Annotated in this window: 22 protein-coding genes and 1 riboswitch; of the genes, 14 read left to right on the forward strand and 8 right to left on the reverse strand. The window is 61.1% G+C overall.

Going from position 1 to position 26,079, the window contains the following annotated elements:
* Nucleotides 1-60 precede the first annotated feature (60 nt).
* The 3 genes from ROG8370_RS05315 to ROG8370_RS05325 all read left to right on the forward strand — a co-directional run bounded on the left by ROG8370_RS05315 (nt 61) and on the right by ROG8370_RS05325 (nt 3,404).
* Nucleotides 61-1,017 (forward strand): zinc ABC transporter substrate-binding protein, encoded by a 957-nt coding sequence (locus ROG8370_RS05315; protein WP_085826044.1) that lies wholly within the window; start codon nt 61-63, stop codon nt 1,015-1,017.
* 119 nt (nt 1,018-1,136) lie between these two features.
* Nucleotides 1,137-3,023 carry an acyl-CoA synthetase gene (locus ROG8370_RS05320; RefSeq protein WP_085826045.1) on the forward strand — a complete coding sequence of 629 codons (1,887 nt, stop codon included), beginning with the start codon at nt 1,137-1,139 and terminating at the stop codon, nt 3,021-3,023.
* Between the two features lie 24 nt (nt 3,024-3,047).
* Nucleotides 3,048-3,404 (forward strand): cupin domain-containing protein, encoded by a 357-nt coding sequence (locus ROG8370_RS05325; RefSeq protein ID WP_085826046.1) that lies wholly within the window; start codon nt 3,048-3,050, stop codon nt 3,402-3,404.
* Between the two features lies 1 nt (nt 3,405).
* On the opposite strand, the gene ROG8370_RS05330 is transcribed toward ROG8370_RS05325, so the two are convergent.
* Nucleotides 3,406-3,993, reverse strand: a complete 588-nt coding sequence (locus ROG8370_RS05330) for a TetR/AcrR family transcriptional regulator (protein WP_085826047.1) — start codon at nt 3,991-3,993, stop codon at nt 3,406-3,408.
* A 67-nt stretch (nt 3,994-4,060) separates the two neighbouring features.
* Here ROG8370_RS05330 and ROG8370_RS05335 point away from each other — a divergent pair, with 67 nt between their 5' ends.
* Together ROG8370_RS05335 and ROG8370_RS05340 are read left to right on the forward strand one after the other, a co-directional pair.
* Complete coding sequence (locus ROG8370_RS05335) at nt 4,061-4,642, forward strand: NAD(P)H-dependent oxidoreductase (protein ID WP_085826048.1); 582 nt, start codon at nt 4,061-4,063, stop codon at nt 4,640-4,642.
* A gap of 33 nt (nt 4,643-4,675) precedes the next feature.
* Complete coding sequence (locus tag ROG8370_RS05340; RefSeq protein ID WP_085826049.1) at nt 4,676-5,155, forward strand: anthrone oxygenase family protein; 480 nt, start codon at nt 4,676-4,678, stop codon at nt 5,153-5,155.
* A gap of 74 nt (nt 5,156-5,229) precedes the next feature.
* Here ROG8370_RS05340 and ROG8370_RS05345 read toward each other — a convergent pair whose 3' ends face one another.
* Complete coding sequence (locus ROG8370_RS05345) at nt 5,230-6,822, reverse strand: 2-isopropylmalate synthase (protein ID WP_085826050.1); 1,593 nt, start codon at nt 6,820-6,822, stop codon at nt 5,230-5,232.
* Nucleotides 6,823-7,092: 270 nt separating this feature from the next.
* Between ROG8370_RS05345 and ROG8370_RS05350 the strand changes: the two genes are divergently transcribed.
* Entirely contained in the window at nt 7,093-7,758 is a 666-nt protein-coding gene (locus ROG8370_RS05350) for an SDR family NAD(P)-dependent oxidoreductase (protein WP_085826105.1), read from the forward strand.
* Nucleotides 7,752-9,281 (forward strand): cryptochrome/photolyase family protein, encoded by a 1,530-nt coding sequence (locus tag ROG8370_RS05355; RefSeq protein WP_085826051.1) that lies wholly within the window; start codon nt 7,752-7,754, stop codon nt 9,279-9,281. Before ROG8370_RS05350 ends, ROG8370_RS05355 begins: the two co-directional genes overlap by 7 nt.
* On the opposite strand, the gene ROG8370_RS05360 is transcribed toward ROG8370_RS05355, so the two are convergent.
* Complete coding sequence (locus ROG8370_RS05360; RefSeq protein WP_085826052.1) at nt 9,282-10,733, reverse strand: MORN repeat-containing protein; 1,452 nt, start codon at nt 10,731-10,733, stop codon at nt 9,282-9,284.
* Nucleotides 10,734-10,886: 153 nt separating this feature from the next.
* Between ROG8370_RS05360 and ROG8370_RS05365 the strand changes: the two genes are divergently transcribed.
* Nucleotides 10,887-12,554 (forward strand): NAD+ synthase, encoded by a 1,668-nt coding sequence (locus ROG8370_RS05365; RefSeq protein ID WP_085826106.1) that lies wholly within the window; start codon nt 10,887-10,889, stop codon nt 12,552-12,554.
* Nucleotides 12,555-12,581: 27 nt separating this feature from the next.
* On the opposite strand, the gene ROG8370_RS05370 is transcribed toward ROG8370_RS05365, so the two are convergent.
* Both ROG8370_RS05370 and ROG8370_RS05375 read right to left on the reverse strand, forming a co-directional pair.
* Entirely contained in the window at nt 12,582-14,783 is a 2,202-nt protein-coding gene (locus ROG8370_RS05370; RefSeq protein ID WP_085826053.1) for an ATP-binding protein, read from the reverse strand.
* 4 nt (nt 14,784-14,787) lie between these two features.
* Nucleotides 14,788-15,183 (reverse strand): hypothetical protein, encoded by a 396-nt coding sequence (locus ROG8370_RS05375; RefSeq protein WP_085826054.1) that lies wholly within the window; start codon nt 15,181-15,183, stop codon nt 14,788-14,790.
* 186 nt (nt 15,184-15,369) lie between these two features.
* Here ROG8370_RS05375 and ROG8370_RS05380 point away from each other — a divergent pair, with 186 nt between their 5' ends.
* Complete coding sequence (locus ROG8370_RS05380) at nt 15,370-16,182, forward strand: CE1 family esterase (RefSeq protein WP_085826055.1); 813 nt, start codon at nt 15,370-15,372, stop codon at nt 16,180-16,182.
* 101 nt (nt 16,183-16,283) lie between these two features.
* Here the strand turns inward: ROG8370_RS05380 and ROG8370_RS05385 are convergent, their stop codons facing one another.
* Nucleotides 16,284-17,207 (reverse strand): MBL fold metallo-hydrolase, encoded by a 924-nt coding sequence (locus ROG8370_RS05385; RefSeq protein ID WP_085826056.1) that lies wholly within the window; start codon nt 17,205-17,207, stop codon nt 16,284-16,286.
* A 174-nt stretch (nt 17,208-17,381) separates the two neighbouring features.
* Between ROG8370_RS05385 and gltX the strand changes: the two genes are divergently transcribed.
* Nucleotides 17,382-18,707, forward strand: a complete 1,326-nt coding sequence (gene gltX / locus ROG8370_RS05390) for a glutamate--tRNA ligase (protein WP_085826107.1) — start codon at nt 17,382-17,384, stop codon at nt 18,705-18,707.
* On the opposite strand, the gene ROG8370_RS05395 is transcribed toward gltX, so the two are convergent.
* Nucleotides 18,691-19,959 (reverse strand): DUF2254 domain-containing protein, encoded by a 1,269-nt coding sequence (locus ROG8370_RS05395; RefSeq protein ID WP_085826108.1) that lies wholly within the window; start codon nt 19,957-19,959, stop codon nt 18,691-18,693. The two genes, gltX and ROG8370_RS05395, sit on opposite strands and share 17 nt — an antisense overlap.
* Nucleotides 19,960-20,022: 63 nt before the next feature.
* Entirely contained in the window at nt 20,023-20,559 is a 537-nt protein-coding gene (locus ROG8370_RS05400) for a gamma-glutamylcyclotransferase family protein (protein WP_245827213.1), read from the reverse strand.
* Nucleotides 20,560-20,689: 130 nt separating this feature from the next.
* Between ROG8370_RS05400 and ROG8370_RS05405 the strand changes: the two genes are divergently transcribed.
* From ROG8370_RS05405 to gcvP, 4 genes are all read left to right on the forward strand, one after another.
* Complete coding sequence (locus tag ROG8370_RS05405; protein ID WP_085826057.1) at nt 20,690-21,136, forward strand: RrF2 family transcriptional regulator; 447 nt, start codon at nt 20,690-20,692, stop codon at nt 21,134-21,136.
* A 36-nt stretch (nt 21,137-21,172) separates the two neighbouring features.
* Nucleotides 21,173-21,258, forward strand: a riboswitch (glycine riboswitch).
* A gap of 167 nt (nt 21,259-21,425) precedes the next feature.
* A complete protein-coding gene (gcvT, locus tag ROG8370_RS05410) occupies nt 21,426-22,550 on the forward strand; it encodes a glycine cleavage system aminomethyltransferase GcvT (RefSeq protein WP_085826110.1) in 1,125 nt (374 codons plus the stop codon).
* 20 nt (nt 22,551-22,570) lie between these two features.
* Nucleotides 22,571-22,930, forward strand: coding sequence for a glycine cleavage system protein GcvH (gcvH, locus tag ROG8370_RS05415; RefSeq protein WP_085826058.1), 360 nt, complete (start codon nt 22,571-22,573; stop codon nt 22,928-22,930).
* A 116-nt stretch (nt 22,931-23,046) separates the two neighbouring features.
* Nucleotides 23,047-25,896, forward strand: a complete 2,850-nt coding sequence (gene gcvP, locus ROG8370_RS05420; RefSeq protein ID WP_085826059.1) for an aminomethyl-transferring glycine dehydrogenase — start codon at nt 23,047-23,049, stop codon at nt 25,894-25,896.
* The last annotated feature ends 183 nt before the right edge of the window (nt 25,897-26,079 follow it).

Raw genomic sequence — 26,079 nt, forward strand, 5'->3', positions numbered from 1 at the left:
TGTTATAGAGTTACATTTATCAAGCCGCATGAAATGTTATACTATCACGGGAGCATCGGAATGCTGAACCGTCTTGTCGTCGCGCTTGCAGGCGCCGTGAGTGGGGCCGTCGGGCTTGCCAGCGTGGCCTTGGCCGAAGCGCCGCGCGTCGCGGTTGATGTGGCACCGGTGCAGTCCTTGGTGGCGCGGGTGATGCAGGGCGTGGGCACGCCGACGTTGATCGTGCGCCCCGGTGCGTCGCCGCATGGCTATGCGATGCGTCCCTCCGAGGCGGCGGCGCTTGAAGAGGCCGATCTTGTGATCTGGGTCGGCGAGGCGCTGACGCCCTGGCTTGAAGGGGGCATTGAAACCCTCGCGTCGCGCGCGCGGGTGGTCGAGCTTTTGGGGGCCGAGGAGACGCGCGTTCTGGACCTGCGCGAAGGGGTAGTCTTTGGCGCGGCGCAGGATGGCGAGACCCCTGCGGCCCACGACCATGACCACGATCACCACGACCATGAGGGGTTTGACCCGCATGCTTGGCTTGACCCGGAAAACGCGCGCCGATGGCTTGGGCTTTTCGCCGACGAGCTGGCGGCGCTTGATCCCGAGCATGCGGCGCAATACGCCGAGAACGCGGCCACGGCGCAGGCTGAGCTGGATGCGCTGATGGGGGCGATCAAGGCCGAGCTTGCCCCGATCAAAGACGCGCGCTTTCTGGTCTATCACGACGCCTATCAGTATTTCGAGGCGTGGTCTGGCCTGCACGCATCCGGTGCGATTGCACTTGGTGATGCGGCCAATCCCGGCCCTGCGCGGGTGGCGGCGCTGCGCGATATGGCGCGCGCCCAAGACATTGCCTGCGTCTTTTCCGAACCGCAGTTCGACCCCAAGCTTGTGACGCGCGTGTTCGGCGATGTGGCCGGGCATGGCGTGCTTGATCCGATGGCAAGCGATCACGCGCCGGGGCCCACGCTATATCCCGATCTGATGCGGGCGATGGCGCGGGCCCTTGCGACCTGCCTTGGTTCACAGCGCTAGACCTGTCGAAACCTGCGCGAAAACGCAGCGTAAAACTTGCGCCTTCCCGCAATCCCGCACATTCTGGCGTGCAGGGAGAGAGCCGTGCGCAACAGCGCGGCCGATTGGGAGGACGCTACATGAGTTTTACGTGCCGACAGGACGTGATCGACATTGAGAACGAAGTGACATGGGAGGCGCGGGACAAGCCCGACACCCTGTATCAGATGCTCAGCCACACGGCGCGCAGCTTTCCCGACCGCCCCGCCGTCAGCTATCAGCTGTTTTCCGGGCCGACCGCCCCGTCGCATACCCTGACCTGGAAACAGTTCCACGATCAGTGCTGTCAGGCGGCCAACCTGTTCCGCAGCCTCAAGGTCGGCGAAAACGACGTTGTCGCGCTTGTCCTGCCGAATTGTCTTGAGACCGCGATTGCCACCATCGGCGGCGCCATCGCCGGGATTGTCAACCCGATCAACCCTTTGCTAGAGCCCGAACAGATCGGCGCTATCCTCCGCGAAACCGAGGCCAAGGTCGTCGTCACCCTCAAATCCTTCCCCAAGACCGACATCGCCCAGAAAACCGCCGAGGCGGTGCGCCATGCGCCGGGCGTGCATACGGTTCTCGAGATTGACCTCAACCGTTACCTGAGCCCGCCCAAAAGCTGGATCGTGCCACTGGTGCGCCCCAAGACCCCGACCGGGCACCATGCCGATATCCTGAATTTCAACAAGGCGATGGCGGGCCAGAACACCAGCCTTGATTTCCCCGATGCCACCGGCGACCGGGTGGCGGCCTATTTTCATACCGGCGGCACCACGGGCATGCCCAAAGTGGCGCAGCACCGCTATTCCGGGATGATCTACAACGGCTGGATCGGGCATACATTGCTCTTCACCGAGCATGACAACGTGATGTGCCCGCTGCCGCTTTTTCATGTGTTTGCCTGTCACGTGATCCTTATGGCGATGATCAAATCGGGCGCGCATGTGGTGTTCCCGACGCCTGCGGGATACCGCGGCGACGGCGTGTTCGACAATTTCTGGAAGCTCTGCGAGCGCTGGAAGATCAGCTTTGTGATCACCGTGCCGACGGCCGTTTCCGCGCTGATGCAGCGCAAGGTCGACGCCGACCTCAGCACCGTGCGCAACGCCTTTTCCGGCTCGGCGCCGATGCCGCTTGAGCTGTTCAAGCGGTTTGAATCGGCCACCGGCATGACCGTGATCGAAGGCTACGGGTTGACCGAGGCAACCTGTCTTGTGGCCTGTAACCCCCCGGAAGGCGAAAAGAAAGTCGGCTCTGTCGGGGTGCCGTTCCCCTACACGGATGTGCGCATCTACAAGACCGACGCTGACGGGCATCCGGTGGAATGCGCCGCCGATGAGGTCGGTGAAATCTGTATTTCAAACCCCGGGGTTTACGAGGGCAATACCTATACCGAGGCCGCCAAAAACGTCGATCTTTACCACCACGAGCATTACCTGCGCACTGGCGATCTGGGCCGGATTGACCCGGACGGCTATGTCTGGATCACCGGGCGGGCCAAGGATCTGATCATTCGGGGCGGGCATAATATCGACCCCGCCGAGATCGAAGAGGCGCTGATGGCGCATGCCGAAGTGGCGATGGCCGGCGCGATTGGCCAGCCCGATGCGCATTCCGGCGAAATGCCCTGCGCCTATGTCGAGCTGGTCGAGGGCGGGAGCGTCACCGGCGAAGAGCTGCTTGAACATTGCAAGATCCACGTCCACGAACGCGCCGCGATCCCGAAATATGTCGAGGTTCTTGACGAGCTTCCGAAAACCGCCGTGGGCAAGGTGTTCAAGCCCGACCTGCGCAAACGCGCCATCACGCGCATCTATAATGCCGCCCTCGCCAAGGCCGAAATCGCGGCCGAGGTGGTGCTTGTGGTTGACGACAAAAAGCGCGGGTTGGTGGCGCAGGTCCGCAAGACCGGCGATGTCGACGAGGAACAGCTTGGCCATACCCTTGGCCAATTCGTGCGGCCATGGGAATGGGCCGACTAGGCGGCGTGCATCGGAGGGAATGGGATGACAGATCGGACTTTCAGACTGGACCCTAACCCGGACGTTATGGAAGCATCCGATATCAACGGGCCCGAGGTTTTTACCACCGACGATCAAACCGAGCTGAACCACACCCATTTCGCCACGCCGGACGAGTCGGTTTTGTCAGGTGTCTGGGAATGCGCGCCGTGCCGGGACGAGATCGAGAGCTACCCGGTGCATGAAATGATGACCGTCATTTCGGGTGTTTTGGTCCTGACCCATGCCGATGGGCGGTCCGAGACATTTACGGCGGGCGACACGTTCTTCATCGCCAAGGGAACGAAACTGATCTGGGAAATCACTCAGACCCTGCGCAAGTTCTATATGATCGTGAACTGAATCAGCCTGCGGGTTTTACAAGGGTTTTATGCGCTATTTCAGAGATTTGAGCGATGTATTTTTCCTGGGACCAGCCGCACATCTGGGTCAGAGTCTCCCATGTGGGGATCGACAGCAGGGTCCAGAGCAGGTCTGTGGCGCTATCGCGGTCGAGACTTAGCGCGCCGTCACGGTCCAGCGCCGCAACCGCAGCGGCGCAGCCCTCGCGCATGTCCTGCATCCGCTCGCCCCAGACGCGGGCGGCATCCTCGTCGGTGGCCTGCATCACCATCAGGGTTTTCGCGACACCGAAAATCTTCGGGATATAATTGCCCCAGACCTCGATAAAGGCATCGAGGCGCTCGCGCCCGGTTGCGGCCGCGCGACTGGCGCCGAGCATCTCTTGCACGCCGAACATCTCGTCCTGGTGTTTGGTCGTGGCGATGAAAAGCTCTGTCCGGTTGGGGAAGTGCAGATAGAGCGCCTGACGGCTGACCCCGGCCTTTTTTGCAATGTCCGACATCCGCGCGGCAACGCCGGGGTTTGATTCCAAAAGCTCCCAGGCGGCTTTCAGGATGCGGATTCGGGTGGGTGAATTTTCACTTGACACAATATAAATCTCCGGTCTATTTACACCGTGTCAATTGACACAGTGTAAAGTCAACGGAGAAAAGGCCATGACCAAGAAAATATTTATCTGGGTGGCACACCCCAAGGCGGCCTCGCTCTGTGCGGGGTTGGCCGATGCCTACGAGGCCGGCGCAAGAGGCAAGGGCGCCGACATTCGCCGCATGGACCTCTGCGCGATGCAGTTTGATCCGACGTTCGAGGGCTATGGCCCCGATGCCCCGGCGCTTGAGCCGGATCTTCTGGAGTGGCAGGACAACCTTGCCTGGGCCGATCACGTGCTGATCGTGCATCCCTATTGGTGGGGGGCGATGCCGACGCGGGCCAAGGCGGTTCTGGATCGCGCGCTGACCTCGGGATTTGCCTATAAGTATCACCAGCGCGGCATGGGCTGGGATAAATTGCTGACCGGGCGCACGGCGGATGCCCTGATCACCTCGGACACGCCGCCGCTGATCGACACGTTAATCTATCTCAAACCGGCACGCCGGGTGATCCGCAATCAGGTGCTTGGCTTTTGCGGGATCAAGGCGCGCAAGGTGGTGCAATTCGGCTCGGTCAAGCTTGCCGATGCGGCCAAGATCGACCGCTGGATCGGCAAGGCCCGCGCCATGGGACAGGCCGCGGCCTGAGACATCAAGGAAAGGAACGGATCAATAACACATATGATTGAAGTGACAGTTTTCGCGAGCGCGGCCCTTGTGATGGCGCTTGTGGCGGGGGTGTTTCTGGCGTTTTCAGATTTCGTCATGCGCTCGCTTTGGGGGGCCACGCCGGAAACGGGGATCGAGGCGATGCAAAAGATCAACCGAGAGGTCTATGGCTCGGCGTTCCTGGTGGCGCTTTTGGGGCTGGCACCGGTGTCGCTCGGGCTGGCGGGCTATGCGCTTTGGGGGATGGATGGACCTGCGGCGGGATGGATCATCGCCGGAGGGCTGATCTATTTTGGCGGCACGATCCTTGTGACGATGCTGGGCAATGTGCCGATGAACAAAAGGCTTGACCTGATGATCCTGCACGCGCCGGAAACCATCAGCTATTGGCAGGTCTACGCGCGCCGCTGGACCCGCTGGAACCACCTGCGCACGGTGGCCTCGGCGATTGGTGCGGCCTGTTTGCTGATCGGGGCGGTGCTTTATGCCTGAAGCGGTCCCTCATCGCGCCCTTGCGTGCGCGCCTCGTGCGAGGCAGCCACGCAAGGGGCTGATGAGCCTGTCGTCTAGGTCAGGTCTTTATAGTTCACCTCGGGCGTGTCGCCGCCCGATTTCTCGCGTCGGATCAAGAGGTTGTTGAGCGCGTGCACATAGGCCTTGGCACTGGCCACAACCGTATCTGTATCGGCCGATTGCCCGGTCACGATCCGTCCGGCCTCTTCCATCCGCACGCTGACCGTGGCCTGTGCGTCTGTGCCCTCGGTCACCGCATGGACCTGATAAAGCTGCAAACGCGCGTCATGCGGAAACAGATTGCGGACCGCGTTGAAGGTCGCATCGACCGGCCCGTCGCCAGTGGCCTCGGTCGTCTGCTCAACCCCGTCAATCGCCATGGTCAGGGTTGCCTGTTGCGGCCCTTCGGTGCCACAGATCACGCGCAAATGCTTGATTTGCAAGCGATCGCCCTCACCATCAATGCCGACATTGACCAGCGCGATCAGGTCTTCGTCATAGACCTCTTTCTTGCGATCGGCCAATTCCTTGAAGCGCACGAACACATCGTTGAGCTGATTATCGGCCAGATCATAGCCCAAATCATGCAGTTTCGAGCGCAGGGCGGCACGGCCCGAATGCTTGCCCATCACGATATTCGTTTCCGCCAGACCAACATCCGACGGGCGCATGATCTCGAAGGTTTCGGCGTTCTTGAGCATGCCATCCTGATGGATGCCCGATTCATGGGCAAAGGCGTTCTTGCCGACAATCGCCTTGTTGAACTGCACCGGGAAGCCCGAAACCGTCGCAACCCGGCGCGAGATGTTCATGATCTTGGTGGTGTCGATGCCCGTCGCATAGGGCATGATATCGCCGCGCACCTTGAGCGCCATCACCACTTCTTCCAGCGCGGTGTTGCCGGCGCGTTCGCCAAGCCCGTTGATGGTACACTCAATCTGACGTGCGCCGCCCGCGACGGCGGCCAGGGCGTTGGCGGTCGCCATGCCAAGGTCATTATGGCAATGGGTGGCAAAGACCACCTCATCGGCGCCGGGCACGGTTTCGATCAACCGACGGATCAGATCAGCCGATTCAACCGGCGCCGTATAGCCGACCGTATCGGGAATGTTGATCGTGCTGGCCCCGGCCTTGATCGCGATCTCGACCGTGCGGCACAGATAGTCCCACTCGGTACGGGTGGCATCCATCGGCGACCATTGTACGTTGTCACAGAGGTTGCGCGCATGGGTCACGGTCTCGTGGATACGATCCGCCATCTGATCCATGTCGAGATTGGGGATCGCCCGGTGCAGCGGTGAGGTGCCGATAAAGGTGTGAATACGCGGTTGCGCCGCGCCTTTCACCGCCTCCCAGCAGCGGTCGATATCCTTGATGTTGGCGCGCGCCAGCCCGCAGATCACCGCGTTCTTCGAATTCGCGGCAATCTCGCTCACGGCTCGGAAATCACCTTCCGAGGCGATGGGAAAGCCGGCCTCGATGATATCGACGCCCATCTCATCCAGCAGCCCGGCAATCTCGAGCTTTTCGGCATGGGTCATGGTCGCGCCGGGGGATTGTTCGCCGTCACGCAAAGTGGTGTCAAAAATCACCACACGCTCTTTTGTCGCCTGCGAAGAGGCGCTGTTTTTGGTCTGATCAGTCATTTTGAGTCTCTTTTTGTTTGTCCTAAGCCTATGGCGCGAAAAGGCACATCCTCTGAGCGGTCGCGCCGGGCTGGCACGCTCAGAGGCGGCTTAGGTCTAGCAGGGCAGCCGGAAACGCGCGCGAAATCGCACGTGTCATGGGCATCATCTTATGATCCTGCTGTGTCATGGGCCAAACTATAGGATTGGCCGCGCCGGATGAAAACCCCGAAATTGCGCTTTGGCGCGATTGGTCTTGATCCCCGGCGCAATCCGTCTAGCTCTGCTGTCATGGAAAACGCATTGATCATCGGGGCGTCGGGCGGGATTGGCCGCGCGCTTGGCGCGGCGCTCACTGCGCGGGGCGTTCGGGTGACTGGCCTCTCGCGGAGCGCCGACGGGCTCGACATCACCGACGAGGCCTCAGTCGCGACAAGCCTTGGCCGACTGACCGGGCCGTTTGACCTTATTGTCGTGGCCACCGGCGCGCTTGAAATCAACGGCGCCGCGCCCGAGAAGAGCCTGAAGTCGCTCGACGCAACGACGATGATGGATCAGTTTGCACTCAATTGCATCGGCCCCTCTCTGGTACTCAAGCACAGCCTTGGCCTGATGCCGCGCAAGGGGCGGGCGGTTTTTGCCGCGCTCTCGGCGCGGGTTGGGTCGATCGGGGATAATGCCAAGGGCGGCTGGTATAGCTATCGCACCGCCAAGGCCGCGCTGAACCAGATGATCCATACCGGCGCGATTGAGATGGCGCGCACCCACCGGGAGGCGATCTGTGTCGCGCTGCATCCGGGCACGGTGCGCACGCCCTTTACCGAGAAATACCTTGATCGCCACCCCGCCGTGCCTGCCGCCGAGGCGGCCGAGAACCTGCTTGGCGTGATTGCGGGTTTGAGCCCGGCGCAGAGTGGACAGTTCTTTGACTGGCAAGGCAAACCCGTCGCATGGTAGCGCGTTTGGTTCTGGTGCTGGGCGATCAGCTTTCGCTTGGCCTGTCTGCGCTCGCCGAGGCCGATAAATCCAGCGATATCATTGTCATGGCCGAGGTCATGGACGAGGCGCGCTATGTGCCTCATCACCCCAAGAAAATTGCGCTTGTCCTGTCGGCGATGCGCCATTTTGCGCAAGATTTGCGCGAGGATGGCTGGCAGGTCGCCTATACCAAGCTCGATGATCCGGAGGCGTCCAAATCAATTGTCGGAGAATTGATGCGGCGCGGACAAGAGCACGGCACCAGCACGGTTCTGGCCACCCAACCGGGCGAATGGCGTCTTCTTGAGGCGCTGGAAAACGCGCCACTCTCGTTGAAAATCCTGCCCGATGATCGGTTTATATCCTCACCGGCCGAGTTCAGCGCCTGGGCCGAGGGGCGCAAAGAGCTTCGGATGGAGTATTTCTATCGCGAGATGCGCCGCAAGACCGGTTACCTGATGGAAGGCGACAAACCGGCGGGGGGCAAGTGGAATTACGACCATGACAACCGCAAGCGCGCGCGCGCCGACATGCTGCGCCCGGCGCCGATGCAGTTCACCCCCGACGAGATCACCGAAGAGGTGCTTGATCTGGTCGAGGCGCGGTTCGGCAATAATTTCGGCGCGCTGCGCCCGTTCTGGTTTGCCGTCACCACCGCGCAGGCCAAGCGCGCATTGGATCATTTTGCCAAGCATCTTTTGCCCGAGTTTGGCGATTATCAGGATGCGATGCTGTCGGATGACAAATTCCTGCATCATTCGGTCTTATCGCCGTATTTGAACATTGGATTGCTCAATCCTGTGGATATCTGCACCCGTATTGTCGAGGAATGGAAAGCCGGGAATGTGCCGATCAACGCCGCCGAGGGCTATATCCGCCAGGTGATCGGCTGGCGGGAATATGTGCGCGGGCTCTATTTTCACGAGGGGCCAGAGTATACGGCGCGCAATCTTTTGGGTCATAATCGCGACCTTCCGCCCGCCTATTGGGGCGGCGACACTGGCATGAATTGCCTCGCCCATGCGGTCGATCAGACCCGCGCAGAGGGCTATGCCCACCACATTCAGCGCCTGATGGTGACCGGCAATTTCGCGCTTTTGGCCGGGGTCGATCCGGGCCAGGTGCATGACTGGTATCTGGCTGTTTATGTGGATGCCTTTGAATGGGTCGAGGCCCCCAACACCATCGGCATGAGCCAGTTCGCCGATGGCGGTATCATCGCCAGCAAGCCCTATGTCTCGTCGGGCAACTACATCAACAAGATGTCGGATTATTGCGCGGGTTGCTCCTATTCGGTCAAGGAAAAGACCGGCGAAAAGGCCTGTCCGTTCAACCTGTTATACTGGGATTTCCTGCACCGCCACCGCGACCGGTTTGCGAAAAACCCGCGCATGGGCCCAATCTATCGCACCTGGGAGAAGATGAACGAGGACCGCAAAACCGCCGTTTTGGACGGCGCGGCGCGCATCCTTGGCGATCTTGACGCGGGCAGGTTGGTCTGATCACTCTGACGGGGCCGGGGCCTCTTCGCTCGGTTGCACGGCCTCTGCCGGGGTGGTGTTATCGGTGAGCGCGCCATCCTGCCAGTCGCCGCTGGCCTCTTGCCCGGTGGCATAGCGCATCGTGCCTTCGCCCTGGCGCTTGCCCTGACGGAACATGCCCTCATAGACATCGCCGTTGACATAAGTCGCGGTGCCCTGACCGGAAATTTCGCCATTCTGCCAGGTGCCTTCATAGATAAACCCATCCGGCATAACGATTTTTCCCTGACCGTGGCGCTGCCCGTCGGCAAAAACACCGCTATAGACCGTGCCATCGGGATAGGTTGCAACACCCTTGCCATCGCGTTGTCCGTCGCGCCATTCGCCCTCATAGCGATAGCCGTCGGCATAGGTCATCACGCCCTGACCGTGGTTGCGGGCATTCTCGAATTCGCCCTCATAGACAAGCCCGTTGGGATAGGTCGCGCGGCCCGTGCCCTCGATCACGCCGCCAACCCATGAGCCTTCATAGGTCGAGCCGTCAGGATAGACGATCTTGCCCTCGCCATTGGCAAGGTCGTCGCGAAACGCGCCCTCATAGATTGATCCGTCGGGATAGGTCACGCGGCCCTCGCCCGAGATTTTACCCGCCACCCAGGAGCCGGTGTATTCATAGCCGTCGGTGCCGGTAAACCTGCCTTGGCCGTGGCGGCGGTCGCCCTCAAATGCGCCCTCATAGACATCGCCGTTTTCATAGGTGACACGGCCCATGCCTTGGCGCTGACCGGCGACAAGATCGCCTTCATAGATATCGCCATTGGGCTGGATTAGCTTGCCCTTGCCGTCAATCTGGCCTGCGCGCCATGTGCCCTCGTAGATAAGGCCATCGGCCATGGTCAGCTTGCCCTGACCCTCGCGCGCGCCGCGTGCGACCGCGCCCTCATAAATCGCGCCATCGGGATAGGTGAGCTTGGCGGTGCCTTCCTTGACGCCATTTACCCAGTCGCCGTCATAGATATAGCCACCCGGTGATTCCATGCGCCCGCGCCCGTCGTGCATCGCATTGCGAAATCCGCCCTGATAGCGCACGCCGTTGGCATAGACCGCCACACCCTGGCCGGTGATCTTGCCATCGGCCCAGGCCCCTTCGTAGGTGCCGCCATCGGTGAACACGATCTTGCCGACGCCATTGGGTTTGCCGCGGGCAAATTCGCCCTCATAGACCGAACCATTGGGAAAGCGCGCCACGCCCTTGCCCTTGATCTCGCCGTCCACCCACTCGCCGGAATATTCATAGCCATTGGGCAGGGTATAGGTGCCGGTGCCATGCTGAAGGCCGTTCTTGAAGGTGCCCTCATAGGTGCCGCCATCGTCATATTGCTTCACACCCACTTCGCCATCCTGTGCAGAGGCCGCAGTGGCCCCGCCTAGCGCAATGGCGAAAATCACGGTTCGTGTCAGTGAAAAGTACATATTTGCCCCGATGCCCTATGCCGCCTGATTGAACGGCGGCTCTGGCAAATCTAGTGGAGGTGACAGGGGCTGACAACGGGTTTTGGGCAAATCGGCTTTCCCTCGCGCGGTGATCTGCTAAATCAGACGGGTACAGCAGCAAGGGGCATGCATATGTCTGACCGGTTTCGCCTCACACTGGCACAGTTGAACCCGACCGTCGGAGACCTTGACGGCAATGCCGCAATGGCGCGCGGCGCTTGGGACAGCGCACGCGAGGCAGGGGCCGATCTCGTGGCCTTTCCCGAGATGTTCATCACCGGCTACAACACCCAGGATCTAGTGCAAAAGCCTGCCTTTCATCAGGCCGCCATTGCCGCGATTGAGGCGCTTGCGCGGGAGTGCGCCGACGGCCCGGCCATCGCGATCGGCGGCCCGGCGCTGGAGGGCGTCGGGCTTTATAACGCCTATTATATCCTGCAAGGCGGTGAGATCACGGCGCGGGTGCTCAAGCATCACCTGCCCAATGAAACCGTGTTCGACGAAAAGCGTATTTACCAATCCGGCCCGGTCGGTGGGCCTTATTCGGTGGGCGGCGTGCGGATCGGGAGCCCGATTTGCGAAGACAGCTGGCACGAAGATGTCGCCGAAACCCTGGCCGAAACCGGGGCCGAGTTTCTGCTCGTGCCCAACGGATCGCCACATTACCGCGACAAGATGGACCTGCGCCAAAATTTGATGGTGGCGCGGGTGGTGGAAACCGGCCTTCCGCTGATTTACCTCAACCTTGTCGGCGCGCAGGACGATCAGGTTTTTGATGGCGGCAGTTTCGTGCTTAACCCCGGCGGCGGGCTGGTGATGCAGATGCCGATGTTCAAAGAGGCGATCGCCCATCTCGATCTGCGGCGCGGGCCCGAGGGGTGGATCGCCGAACCGGGCGCGCTTGCGACCCTGCCGGATGCGATGGAACAGGATTACCACGCCATGGTCCTCAGCCTGCGCGATTATCTGCGCAAGACCGGGTTTTCCAAGGTTCTTTTGGGGCTTTCTGGCGGGATTGACAGCGCCATCGTAGCCACCATCGCGGTGGATGCGCTTGGCAAGGACAACGTGCGTTGTGTCATGCTGCCCTCTGAATATACGTCGGAGGCCTCGCTTGAGGATGCGCGCGAGGTCGCCGAAAACCTTGGCTGCCGCTATGATTTCGTACCCATCAGCGAAGGGCGCACGGCGATCACCAACACGCTTGCGCCGCTTTTCGAGGGCGAAGAACTGGGTTTGGCCGAGGAGAACATCCAATCGCGCCTGCGCGGGCTGTTGTTGATGGCGCTGAGCAACAAGTTCGGCGAAATGCTCTTGACCACCGGCAATAAATCCGAGGTCGCCGTGGGCTATGCCACGATTTATGGCGATATGGCGGGGGGCTATAACCCGATCAAGGATATGTACAAAACCCGCGTCTTCGAGATTTGCCGCTGGCGCAATGCAAATCACCGCGACTGGATGATGGGGCCTGCTGGCGAGGTGATTGCCCCGCGTGTGATCGACAAGCCGCCCAGTGCCGAGTTGCGCGCAGATCAGAAGGACAGCGATTCTTTGCCGGATTACCCGGTGTTGGATGGCATCCTTGATATCCTGGTCGATCAGGATGGCAGCATCGCCGATTGCCTGGCTGCGGGATACGCTTTGGCGGACGCCAAGAAGGTCGAGCACCTGCTTTACATCAGCGAATACAAACGCTTTCAGTCCGCCCCCGGAACACGACTGAGCAAGCGGGCATTCTGGCTTGATCGCCGCTATCCGATTGTAAACCGCTGGCGCGACGACAGTGCCGAAGGCTAAGCTCTGCCTGCCCATTTTGGGCGGGGATCATTCCGCGGCGGTCTGGGGCGGGTCTTTCCTGTCTGCGGCCAGTGTTTCATCCATGGCCTCATCCTCGGCCCGGCTTTGGCGCAGGTCTGGAGCGAGCCTTTCGACATAGGCGATCAGATCGGCCTTGCGCAACGGTTTGCCCAGGAACCCATCCATTCCGGCCATATGCGCGGCCTGCTTGTGCTGTTCCAGCACATTGGCCGTTACCGCCACCACATGCGCGGGCTTCAGGCCTTGTGCTGCTTCGCGGGTGCGGATCAACCCGGTGGCCTGATACCCGTCCATCCCCGGCATCGACACATCCATCAGGATAAGGTCGGCAGCTGCCAGACTGGATTGCGCCACCGCGTCATGACCGTCGATCGCCAGCCGGAGTTCAGCCCCGGACCCGCTGAAATATCGCTCAAGCAAGAGCCGGTTGGTGGCGTTGTCATCTACCGCCAGTACCCTGATGCCAGCGGCCCAGCCAGTTTTCGCCCCGGATTTAACGGAATTGGAGGCCGGAAAGGCGGCAACATTTGCGGGGTCTTTCATTGTCCCGTTCAACGCGCCGCGCACCGCCTCGATCAAAAGCGTCTCACGCACCGGTTTGCGCAAGTGCCCACCTTTGGCGCCGGTCTCCGGCACTGCATTCTGCGACATCAGGATATGCGGGACGGTGGCGGGCAGCGCGCTATTGGAAAGGCTATTATCAAGCAGAATCAGGGCCGGGAGGGCATCGCGGTGCGCGCTCAGAAGGGCCGTAGGATCGCTATCGGTGTGAACCTCGCATCCCAGATGGGCCAGGCAGGCGGCAAGCCCCGCACGACGCGCGGGAATCGGATCAAGCACCCAGACAACCGGCTTTGGTCGGTCGGGGGACTCCAGAAGGGGCGCGCGAAGCCCCTGACCTTCGGCCGCATCCGGTATAAGGGGAAGGGTGATTTCAAAACAGGTGCCGTGCCCCTCTCGTGATGTCACCGCAAGGGTGCCGCCCATAAGCGTGGTCAATTGGCGGCTGACCGCAAGGCCAAGCCCGGTGCCACCAAAGCTTCGGGTGGCGGTGTTGTCGACCTGTTCAAAAGCGGCGAACACACTCTCAATCTGATCCTCTGGAATACCGACGCCTGTATCGGTGACCGAGATCGTGAACCGTCCCTTTGCCCCTTGCGAAACACGCAGCGCGACATGGCCATCAAGCGTGAACTTGAGGGCATTGCCGGCGATATTCACCAGGATTTGACGTAACCGCCCTGCGTCGCCAAGCATGACATCGGGCACGTCCGGGGCAACGTCAGAGAAAAATTCAAGCTCTTTGCGCGCAGCGAGCGGCGCCAGCAATTGCGTGACATCCTCGACAAGTTCGCGCAGGCGATAGGGCTCTTGCGCGAGGGTAAGCTTGCCCGCCTCGATCTTGGAGAAATCAAGGATATCGTTGATGATCGTCAAAAGCGCGTCGCCCGAGCGCACCATCGTGCTCACATAGCTGTCTTGCTCGCGGGTCAGCTCGGTCTCGCCAAGCATATCGGCCATGCCAATGATGCCGTTCATGGGGGTTCTGATTTCGTGGCTCATCTTCGCAAGAAAGGCGGATTTTGCCTGATTTGCGGCCTCTGCCACCTTGCGCGCCTCTTCGAGGCGACCGATCAGTGCGCGCAGGGGGCGCCCGACGATGACGCGAAAGGAAATCCAATTGGCCAGAGAGGCGATCAAGATGCCACCGGCCAGCAAAAGCAGCATGAAATCACGCTGATACCGTTTGACGGTGGCGATTTCACGCTCGTCAAACCGGGTCACCAATTGTGTGATCGGCCAGGAAAATACCTCGTAGGGCAGGGAGAGCGCCGTGTCGGCCCCCTGACAACCTAGCCCCTGCGGTACGACGGCGAGGACCGCGCCACTTGCCGGATCGGTCAGCTCGACGCAGCGGATTGCCGGATCACCAAGCATCGTCTGCATGAGATCGGTGACATAGGGGCTGGTCCAATCCACCGGCGCGGTGCTTTGATCGCTAAAGCGTTCAAGCGCGCCGCCAACTCGGGCGGTGGCGTTGCCGATCCGCATCGCCATTGCTTCTTCGCTGCGCAGCAGGTTCTTTTCGCTCATCCACAACAAACCACCGGCGGCAAAGAGCAGGAAGGTCGGCACCATCACCGCAGTCAGTTTCAGGTAGAGGCCAAGCGTCGGCGTGTGCAGTTTGGCACCATCTGTGGTGGTCATGGACTTACTCCAGCCGGACCGCCTTGCCCGCCTTGATTAGGGCCCTGATCGGCGCCCGGTTGTTGATTTCGGTGCGAATAACCCCATAGCTGCCGCGATTTTGCGCCATGTAGTAATCAACGGTCGCTTCCTTGCCGGCGTCCGTCACCAGCATTGCGCACATGACATAAAGGTCATTCATCTGAAGGATCACCTCGTGGTTCTCGGTCGGGTAAAACCGGCTCACTTCGCCAGTTTCAAGATCAAGATGCGGCAGCGCGCCGTCGATCATCGTGCGGCTCAGGTTGCGTTGCAGGGCGGCTTGAAGCTTGGTCCTGACCTCGGTCAGGGATTGCGCCTGGGCGCTATGGCCAAGCAACATGGCAAAGGCCATCAGCGCGGGCAGAATAAAGCGGGTCATAAAGGGGCCTCCTTGGATGGGCGGGTCACACATCGCAGGATGAAAGCCCGACAAGGTTACCAAACCATTGAACGCGCCGATTATTTTACCGACAATGCAACACAATCGCCGGTCGGGCACGCGCTTGTGACTTGCCTTTCAGCGCGCCCAAAGCACAGTAATGCGGTACTCAAAAGGAGGTTTCTCATGCGATTATCGGCAGTTTTCCTTGGCGCCTTGATGCTTGCCGCGCCCAGCCTGACCATGGCCTGTGGGGCGGATACGGATTGTCGACTTGGGGATCGTCATTACCGGATCGCCTTGCCCGAGGGGCGGTCGGGCGCTAGCGCAATCGGCGCGGTGGTCTTTGCCCATGGCTATCGTGGCTCAGCGGCAGCTGTGATGAAAAACAAGGGCTTACGGCGCGTTCTTTCCGACATGGGGCTGGCGTTGATCGCCCTCAAATCGGCCGATGATGATTGGGTCATTCCCTATGCCCCGCGCCATATGGATGCCGACGGCTCAGAGGAGTTCACCTATGTCGAGGCGGTGTTGCAGGACGTGACGGAGCGCTTTGCGATTGACGACAAACGCATCATGGCGGCCGGGTTTTCCGCAGGCGGGATGATGGTGTGGAACCTGGCCTGTACCATGCCCGAGCGCTTTGCCGGCTTTGCCGCGATTTCCGGCACGTTCTGGATGGAGCCGCCGGACAATTGCGCCACGCCTGCGGCAAGCCTGGTGCATATCCATGGCGATTCGGACCCGACCGTGCCCCTCGCCGGGCGCGCGATCCTTGAGACACATCAGGGCGACGTGGCCGAAGCCCTTCAAATGTACAAAACCCTCGGCGGGTTTCGTCCGGTCGGCACGATGAAGGCCAAGGGGTTAAGCTGTGAGTTGGAAAGCAATGCCAAGGGCGACATCCTGGATTTCTGTCTGCATCCGGGCGGGCATTCGTTTCGCAGCGACTATTTGAAGTTCGCCTGGGAACGGTTCGAGGCGGCGGGTAAAATCTGACGCTTGACCCAAAGTAAAAATGCTCGCCCTGATGTAAGGATCGAGCATTTATTATTTTAGAACAAAAACTTAACGCGTAAAGCTAATGTACTACATTAGCCTTAAAGCATGAGCTGATAGCTGCTTGGCACATAGCTGAACGCGCTGTCTTTGGCCTCGACATAGCCGACGGCGGGCCAGGGCATGTGATACCCGATGAACGGAATCTTATCGCTGGCCAGCATGCCGAGAATACGACGCCGGGTCGCGGCAGCGGCGGATTTGTCCATGTCGAACTTTACTTCCCAGTCGGGCTGTGCCAGCGACCAGACGTAGTGGTTGGCAAAATCGGCCGCGAGCAACAGCGACTTGCCGCCGCTTTCGATCATATAGGTCATATGCCCCGGCGTATGCCCGAAGGCGGCCATGGCGGTGATGCCAGGGGCCACGCTTGCGCCATCGCCGATCATCGTGGTCTTTTCGGCCAGCGGGCGCATGTTGGCGTCAAAGCGCTCGTTCCCGGCCGCCGCCCAGTGGTCGAACTCGGCGCTGCCGGTGACATAGCGGGCATTGGCAAAGGTCGCCTCGCCGCCCTCGCGCATCAAGCCGCCGATGTGATCGCCGTGCATATGGGTCAGCACCACGACATCAACCTGATCGGGGGTATAGCCTGCCTCATTGAGCGCGCTTGTGATCGCATCGGGATTAAGGCCGGTATCAAACAGGATCAGCTCGGAGCCGGTGTTGATCACGGTCGGGGTAAAGAAGAACTGTGCCGCATCGGTGGGGATATTGGCGGCGGCAGAGACCTCGTTGAACTCTTCGGCGCTGACGTTCAGGCCGAAAATCGAATGCGGATCAGGGCGCGGCATGGTCGCGGCCAAAAGCGCGGTCACTTCGCAATCGCCAAGCACAAAACGGTTATGGCGCGTGGTTGACGCCCCCATCATCGGGGCGCTTGCGCGGGCGGGGCCAAAGCTTGCGGCCAGCGGGACGGCGGCGGCGGCGGTCAAAAGGCTGCGGCGGGTGAGGGTCGTTTTGGTCATGTGATTCCTCCTGTTGCTGCAAGGGAGGATAGGGCATTTTATGCACACTCCTAGGGCTTCACGGCGTTTTGACGCATTCGCACGGGAAAATCCGCAAGACGGGGGGGGCAAAGCGGGGATTTCTGGACAATGACGCGCACCTGTGACACATCCACCGCGAAGCAGGAGAAGCCCATGACCACCACCCGATTTGCCCCGTCGCCCACCGGATATATCCATGTCGGCAATTTGCGCACCGCGCTGATGAATTACATGATCGCCGCCAAGGCGGGGGGCAGTTTCATCTTGCGGATCGACGACACCGATCCTGAGCGCTCGAAACAGGAATATGTCGACGCGATCAAATATGATCTGGAATGGCTCGGCCTGCACTGGGATCGCACAGAGCGCCAGTCAGAGCGGCTTGACCGCTATGCCGAGGCGGCGGACAAGCTGCGCGAGATGGGCCGGTTCTACGAGGCCTTCGAGACCCCAACAGAGCTTGACTTGAAGCGCAAGAAACAGCTCAACATGGGGCGTCCGCCGGTCTATGACCGCGCCGCCCTTGAGTTGAGCGAGGCCGAGAAGGACGCGATGCGCGCCGAGCGCGGCAATGGCGTGTGGCGCTTCAAGCTTGATCAGGAACGCATCAACTGGAATGACGGCATTCTCGGCGATATCTCGATTGATGCCGCTTCGGTCAGCGATCCGGTGTTGATCCGTGGTGATGGTCAGGTGCTTTATACGCTGGCCTCGGTGGTGGATGACGTGGAAATGGGCGTGACCCATGTGGTGCGCGGCTCGGACCATGTGACCAACACCGCGACGCAAATCCAGATCATCACCGCGCTTGGCGGCACCCCGCCGGAATTCGCGCATCATTCGCTCTTGACCGGGCCGCAGGGCGAGGCGCTGTCAAAGCGTCTTGGCGTGCTGTCGCTGCGCGATCTGCGCGAGCAGGGCGTCGAGCCGATGGCGCTCTTGAGCCTGATGGCGCGGCTTGGTTCGTCGGACCCGATCGAGCTTCGCACCGATATGGCCGAGTTGATCGAGGGCTTTGATATCGATCGCTTTGGCGCGGCCCCGACCAAGTTTGACGAACAGGATCTGTTCCCGCTGACCGCGCGCTATCTTGCCGCTCTGCCGCTTGACGCGATGGCCGAAACCATCGCCGAGGTCGGCGTGCCGGCCGAGCAGGCCGAGCAATTCTGGCAGGTGACACGCGAAAACATCACCACGCGCAAGGACCTTGCGGCGTGGTGGGAATTGTTCCGCGATGGCGCAGAGCCGGCGATCGAGGACGAGGACCGCGCCTTTATCGCCGAGGCAATGGCGCTTTTGCCCGAGGGCCCGCATGACACCGAAACCTGGGGCAAGTGGACCGCCGCCGTCAAAGAGGCCACTGGCCGCAAGGGCCGTGGTCTTTTCATGCCACTGCGCAAGGCGCTGACCGGGCAGGCGCACGGGCCCGACATGTCACAGGTTTTGCCGCTGTTGCAGGTGATCAAGGCCAAGGGCTAGGGTTATCGCTCCGGTCGCGAAGCCGCTTTTTTTCGCTCTCTAGCGGCAAGGCCAGATCGGCATACTCAAGCGCGCGCGCGGCCAGATCGCGCGCGGCACCGGCAAGCTCTGGTTCGGGCCCCTCTGCCAAGGTGCTGAGCGCGTCTTGCAGGCGTTCGGCCACCTCGATAAGGCCCGCCCCGTCGCGGGCGGTGCTGGCGAAGGTGTTCTCGATCAAGGCGCGCCGCGACACATCCGGTAGAAACAGCCGAGGAAACAGCGGCGTGTCGCTATCGGGGGTGCCATGCGCCCAGTCCAGCAACAGCTTTTCCTGCCGACAGATCACCGCAATCGCCGTGCCGGGATCGTTGATGCCCGGCGACAGCGCCCGTGATGCGGTTTCCGACAGCACCAGCAAGCCGTAAGAGGCATCCTGTTCAAAGGTGCGATAGCGCCCGATGGTCAGGCTTTTGGTGATCAGGGTTTCCGCCATCTCACCAAGCCCGGTGGCATGGCCGATCACTTGGCCTTTGATCACGTAGTCGCCGGGGCGCACGTAAAGATAGACCCGGATCTGATCGCTGGTCAGCTTGTCGCTTATGGCGCGCAGGTCGATGAATTGCACATAGCCGGTGGCGCGCGAGGCGAGCGGCTCTGCCTCACTTGGCAAAACCATGTCGCGCGTCAAGCGCTGCGCCCCAAGCGAGGGCAGGCGGCGGGTCCGCATAAGACAGGCGCGGGTGATCTCTTCGGTCGAGGCAAGCGTGGCATCCATGCTTCCAAGATCGCTGAGGTGATGAATCCAGCGCAGCAGCGCCAGAATGACAAGCACCACCACCGCCACGGTAAAGCCAAGCACAAGAACGCTCGCGCCCTCGGGATAGAACCCGGCCTTGAACAGGATCATCGCGCTGAGCGAATAGACAAACGCGCCGATAAAGGTGGCCAGAACCGTGTGCGTGGTGGTGTCGGCCAGCAAGATGCGATGCACCCGCGGTGTCGCCTGACCGGCGGCCGCATTATGCGCGGTCACCATGACGTTCAGCGAAAACGTACTTACCGCGAGCATGCCCGAGGCAAGGATCGTCAGGATCGGCATGACCGAATTGGAGGTAAAGCGGTTCTGAAGGCCGATCGGGATATAGCTCTCAAACAGGATTGCGATGGCCGAGGCCAGCACCGCCAGCAAGGCCATGAGCGCGACCCTTATCCAGAGCTTACGGCTCATCCGCAAAAGGGTCATGCCGGTGGTTGAAAGAAGCTGAAGTTTCACGAGGATCACGCCCTTTTGGCACCAGTTTGGCGCGGGGCTGCGCCCGTGTCCATATCCTGTGGCTCAGGCGGTATCGCGGATCAGGCGGGCGTTCACGCGCTCAAGGTGATCGTCGGCAAGCCCGCGCTCGGCCGCACTCAGGATTTGGTGGCGCGGATAGCGCGGCGCGGCGCGATCATCAAGGATCGGGGCCTCCCAGCCGTGGGTGGTATCAAAAAAACGCGCCACACCCTCGGGGCCAAACTCGCGGGCATAGCCCTGTACCACCACATCAAGATAGCTCAACAGGATCGGATGGGCGATGCTTGGCGTGCCATGTGCGCCCTCAGGGATGCTATAGACCGCGATCTCGGGGCGATGCGGCAAGCTGTGGGTGACCTGATCGTGTGCGGGCACGCGGGCATAGGCCGCCTCGCGCAGATCAAGCGCGGGCCAATCGGCCCCCGGCACCGCCGCGATCAGCCCGTCGATGGTGCTGGCGGGGTCGGGCACAACCGTCAAAAAGGCCACCGGGCGCAGCTCTGTAGGCCTCCAGACCCGCCGCCAGCCGCGAAGCTTCGCGGGATGGGCCGCATCGAACACATGGGTGTCGCGGTTCACGAGGCTGCCGTAGCCAAAGAAATATGCATCGCTAAGTGAGGGTATAACGTGCCCCTTTTGATCTGAATCATGGTCGCGGTGGAGTTTGCAGGCAAAGTTGGCAACATTCAAGCAAGGGGGCGGTTTCGCCATGCGGGTCACCAAACGTGCAAATATCGCCATCAGGCTGCTGATGTTCTGTGGTGCCAATCCGGGTCGGATGGTAACCAAATCCGAGATCGCGGAACGCTGTAATACGTCGGAAAGTCATCTGGCGCAGGTGATCAACAAGCTGGCCCAGCTTGGGTTTTTACATACGCAGCGCGGGCGGCACGGCGGCGTCATGCTTGGCCGTGCCATGAGCGCGATCACCGTCGGCGAGGTGTTTCGCGCGATTGAGGCCAATACGCCGGTGGCGGAATGTTTTGCCGATGTCGACAATACCTGCCCGCTGGTCGATGCCTGTCGGCTCCGTCTGGCGCTGGCCGATGCGGTCGAGGCATTCTATGCCCACCTTGACGAGATCACGCTTGAGGCGCTGGTCTGTAACAACGAGGCACTGTTCACATTGTTTTCAACACCGCCCTGCCTGAAATAGGCTTGAAGCGGCTCAAACAGTATACTAACGTACACGCAGATCGGATAGGGAGAACTGGCTTTGCCAGTGCCGAAGGAGCAACCGCCCCGGAAACTCTCAGGCGCAAGGACCTGTCCGACGACAAGAGACTCTGGAGAGATCCCGGATATATGCCGGGGCGCCGAAGGGATAGCGATCTCAGGCAAAAGGACAGAGGGGGCATCGTGACGCGGCTTTCAGGGCCAATGCGTCGTAACGGTGCCGGTGTGATCATCTGATTATCCGGGCCCAAAGGTAAGGGAGGATGCAGATGGCCGATTTGCTCACAACGCCACTGAACGCACTGCACAGGGAACTGGGCGCCAAGATGGTGCCCTTTGCCGGCTATGACATGCCGGTGCAATACCCGGCGGGCGTGATGAAGGAACATTTGCATTGCCGCGCCAAGGCCGGGCTTTTCGACGTGAGCCACATGGGGCAGGTGATCCTGCGCGCGCCGGGCGGTTATGCACAGACCGCGACCGAAATGGAAGCGCTTGTGCCGGTTGACCTTATAGGACTTGGCGAGATGCGCCAGCGCTATGGGTTTTTCACCAATGACGAGGGCGGCATTCTGGACGATTTGATGCTGGCCAATCGCGGCGATCACATGTTTGTGGTGGTCAATGCCGCTTGCAAGGTGGGCGATATCGCCCATATGCGTGCAGGCCTGCCCGGCTGCGAGGTCGAGGAAATCACCGACCGCGCGCTTTTGGCGCTGCAAGGCCCGGCCGCCGAGGCGGTGCTTGAGGGCATGGTGCCCGGCGTCGCGGCGACGCGGTTCATGGATGTGGGCATTTTCGCCTCGGAATTCGGCGAGCTGTGGATTTCACGTTCGGGTTATACCGGCGAGGATGGCTATGAGATTTCGGTGACTGAAGCCGAGACCGAGGCCCTTGCGCGCGCTTTGCTGGCGCATGATGACGTAGAGCCCATCGGCCTTGGCGCGCGCGACAGCCTGCGCCTTGAAGCGGGGCTTTGCCTGTATGGCCATGACATCGACGAGACCACGAGCCCGGTCGAGGCAAGCCTGATCTGGGCAATCCAGAAGGCACGCCGCGCGGGCGGCGCGCGCGAGGGCGGTTTTCCCGGCGCAGAGCGCATCCTTGACGAGATGGTCAATGGCGCTGCGCGTGCGCGCGTCGGATTGCGCCCCGAAGGGCGTGCGCCGATGCGCGAGGGCACGCCGCTTTTCGCGGCTGCGGAGGGCGGCGAGCCGGTGGGGCAGGTCACCTCGGGGGCTTACGGGCCGACGATCGAGGCACCGATGTCGATGGGATATCTGCCCAAGCCCTTGGCAACCGAGGGCACGGTCATTTACGGAGAAGTGCGCGGCAAGCGCATGCCGGTCAAAGTGGCGAAACTGCCGTTTACACCTGCCAATTTCAAACGCTGAACATCATCAGGGAGAAGAGCATGAAATTTACTGAAGAACACGAATGGCTGCGCGTTGAAGACGACCTTGTGGTGGTCGGAATCACCGAGCATGCCAGCGAACAGCTTGGCGATGTCGTCTTTGTCGAGCTGCCCGAGATCGGCACCCAGGTGACCAAGGATGACGAGGTGGTCGTGATCGAAAGCGTCAAGGCCGCAAGCGATATCCTGGCCCCGATTGACGGCGAGGTTGTCGAGGTCAACGAGGCGCTGGCCGACACGCCCGGCAAGGTCAATGACGACCCGACCGGTGATGGCTGGTTCTTCAAGATCAAGGCGAGCGACCTTGGCCAGATGGACGAGTACATGGATGAGACCGCCTATCAGGATTACATCAGCTAGCGTCTGATCGCGCAGTGCGGGACGCGCGCCGCGCGGGAGTATTTTTGGAACGATGAAAGCCGGGGCGCTGGGCCATGATGGTCCGGCATCTCGCGCCTGTCAGAGGGAGATCTGGGATGCCTTTCAAGCCAACAGACTATTTGCCGTATGATTTTGCCAACCGGCGCCATATCGGCCCGTCGCCCAAGGAAATGGGTGAGATGCTGGAGCGTCTTGACGTGCCCAGCCTTGAGGCGCTTATTGATGAAACCGTGCCCAAGTTGATCCGGCAGGAGGCGCCGCTTGATTTCGGCAAGCCCAAATCCGAAAGCGAGTTGCTGCATCACATGTGGCAGACCGCCTCGAAGAACAAGGTTCTGACTTCTCTCATCGGGCAGGGCTATCACGGGACGGTTACGCCGCCCGCGATCCAGCGCAACATCTTTGAAAACCCCGCCTGGTACACGGCCTATACCCCCTATCAGCCGGAAATCAGCCAGGGGCGGCTTGAGGCCCTGTTGAACTTTCAGACCATGGTCAGCGATCTGACCGGGCTTGAGATTGCCAATGCCTCGCTTCTGGACGAGGCGACGGCGGCGGCCGAGGCGATGACCATGGCGCAGCGTGTCGCCAAATCCAAGGCGCGCGCGTTTTTTGTCGATGAAAATTGCCATCCGCAGAATATCGCCGTGATGCAGACCCGCGCCGCGCCGCTTGATATCGAGATCATTGTCGGCGCGCCCGACGATCTTGAGGCCGACAGGGTCTTTGGCGCGATTTTCCAGTATCCCGGCACCCATGGTGCCCTGCGCGATTTCACCCCCGAGATCGCGGCGCTGCATGCGCAAAACGCCATTGGCATCGTGATTGCCGATCCGCTGGCGCTTACCCTGTTGAAAGAGCCCGGCGCGATGGGCGCCGATATCGCCGTCGGCAGCACGCAGCGCTTTGGTGTGCCGGTGGGCTATGGCGGCCCGCATGCCGCCTATATGGCGACCAAGGATGCCTATAAACGCGCGCTTCCGGGGCGGATTGTCGGCGTGTCGGTCGACAGCCATGGCAACCGCGCCTATCGCCTTAGCCTGCAAACCCGCGAACAGCATATCCGCCGCGAAAAGGCCACCAGCAACGTTTGCACCGCGCAGGCGCTTTTGGCGGTCATGGCGTCGATGTATGCGGTGTTTCACGGCCCCGAGGGCCTTCGGGCGATTGCCGAGCGCATTCACCGCAAGACCGTGCGTCTGGCCAAGGGGCTTGAGGCTGCGGGATTTCATGTAGAGCCAGAGGCGTTCTTTGACACGATCACGGTCGATGTCGGCCTCTTGCAGCGCGGCGTGTTGCAATCAGCGGTGCGCGAGGGCGTGAACCTGCGCCATGTCGGCGAGACCAAGATCGGCATCACGTTGGACGAGCGCACCCGCCCGGCCACGATCGAATCCGTCTGGCGCGCCTTCGGGATCATCATGGAGGACACCGATTTTACCCCCGATTACCGCGTGCCCGAGGCCTTGCACCGCGAGACGGATTACCTTGATCACCCGATTTTCCACATGAACCGGGCCGAGACCGAGATGATGCGTTACATGCGTCGCCTTGCGGATCGCGACCTTGCGCTTGATCGCGCGATGATCCCGCTTGGCAGTTGCACGATGAAGCTCAACTCGGCCGCAGAAATGATGCCTGTAAGCTGGCGGGAATTTGCCCTGTTGCACCCGTTTGTGCCCGAGGATCAGGCGCTTGGCTATAAGCAGATGATCGACGATCTAAGTGCCAAGCTCTGTGATATCACCGGCTATGCGGCGATCTCGATGCAGCCCAATTCCGGCGCGCAGGGCGAATATGCCGGCCTTTTGAGCATCGCCGCCTATCACCGCGCGCAGGGGCAGGGGCACCGCAAGGTTTGCCTGATCCCGGTCAGCGCGCATGGCACCAACCCGGCCAGCGCGCATATGGTCGGCTGGGATGTGGTGGTGGTCAAATCCGCCGCCAATGGCGATATTGATGTCGATGATTTCCGCGCCAAGGCCGAGAAGCATTCGGACAATCTTGCCGGCTGCATGATCACCTATCCAAGCACGCATGGCGTCTTTGAGGAGACCGTCAAAGAGGTCTGCGAGATCACCCATGGCCATGGCGGGCAGGTCTATATCGACGGCGCCAATATGAACGCCATGGTCGGGCTGAGCCGTCCCGGCGATCTGGGCGGCGATGTGAGCCACCTGAACCTGCACAAGACCTTCTGCATCCCGCATGGCGGCGGGGGGCCCGGCATGGGGCCGATTGGTGTGAAGCAGCATCTTGTGCGGCACCTGCCGGGGCATCCCGCAACGGGGGGCGAACAGGGCCCGGTCAGCGCCGCGCCCTATGGCTCGCCTTCGCTCTTGCCTATCTCATGGGCCTATTGCCTGATGATGGGCGGCGCGGGCCTTACCCAGGCGACGAGGGTTGCGATCCTGAACGCCAACTATATCGCCAAGCGTCTGGAGGGGGCCTATGAGGTGCTCTACAAGGGGCCGACGGGACGGGTGGCGCATGAATGCATCCTCGATACGCGCCCCTTCGAGGACAGCGCGGGCGTGACCGTGGACGATATCGCGAAGCGGCTGATGGATTGCGGCTTTCACGCGCCAACGATGAGCTTTCCTGTGCCCGGCACTTTGATGGTGGAACCTACCGAAAGCGAAACCAAGGCCGAGCTTGACCGTTTTTGCGATGCGATGCTGGCGATCCGCGAAGAAATTCGCGACATCGAAGAGGGCCGGATTGATGCGGCCAACAACCCTCTCAAGAACGCGCCGCACACGATGGAAGATCTGGTGCGCGAATGGGACCGGCCCTATAGCCGCGAACAGGGCTGTTTCCCGCCGGGGGCGTTCCGGGTCGATAAATACTGGCCGCCGGTCAACCGGGTCGACAATGTGTATGGCGACCGGCACCTGATCTGTACCTGTCCGCCGCTTGAGGATTATGCCGAAGCCGCCGAATAGCGCCCCTCGGTTGGATATGAAACACGGCCGCAGGGGCACCCCCTTGCGGCCGTCGGTTTCAGGCGGGGCAACAGACGAAAAAGGCGGCCCTTGCGGACCGCCCCTCATCGTTTGAAAATTTACTCTTGAAAACCAGAACGACCAAATAATCGGTCAGTGTCAAGCAGGGCCGGGTGCGCCATC

Origin of the sequence: Roseovarius gaetbuli, assembly GCF_900172365.1 — a bacterium.
GTDB lineage: Bacteria > Pseudomonadota > Alphaproteobacteria > Rhodobacterales > Rhodobacteraceae > Roseovarius > Roseovarius gaetbuli.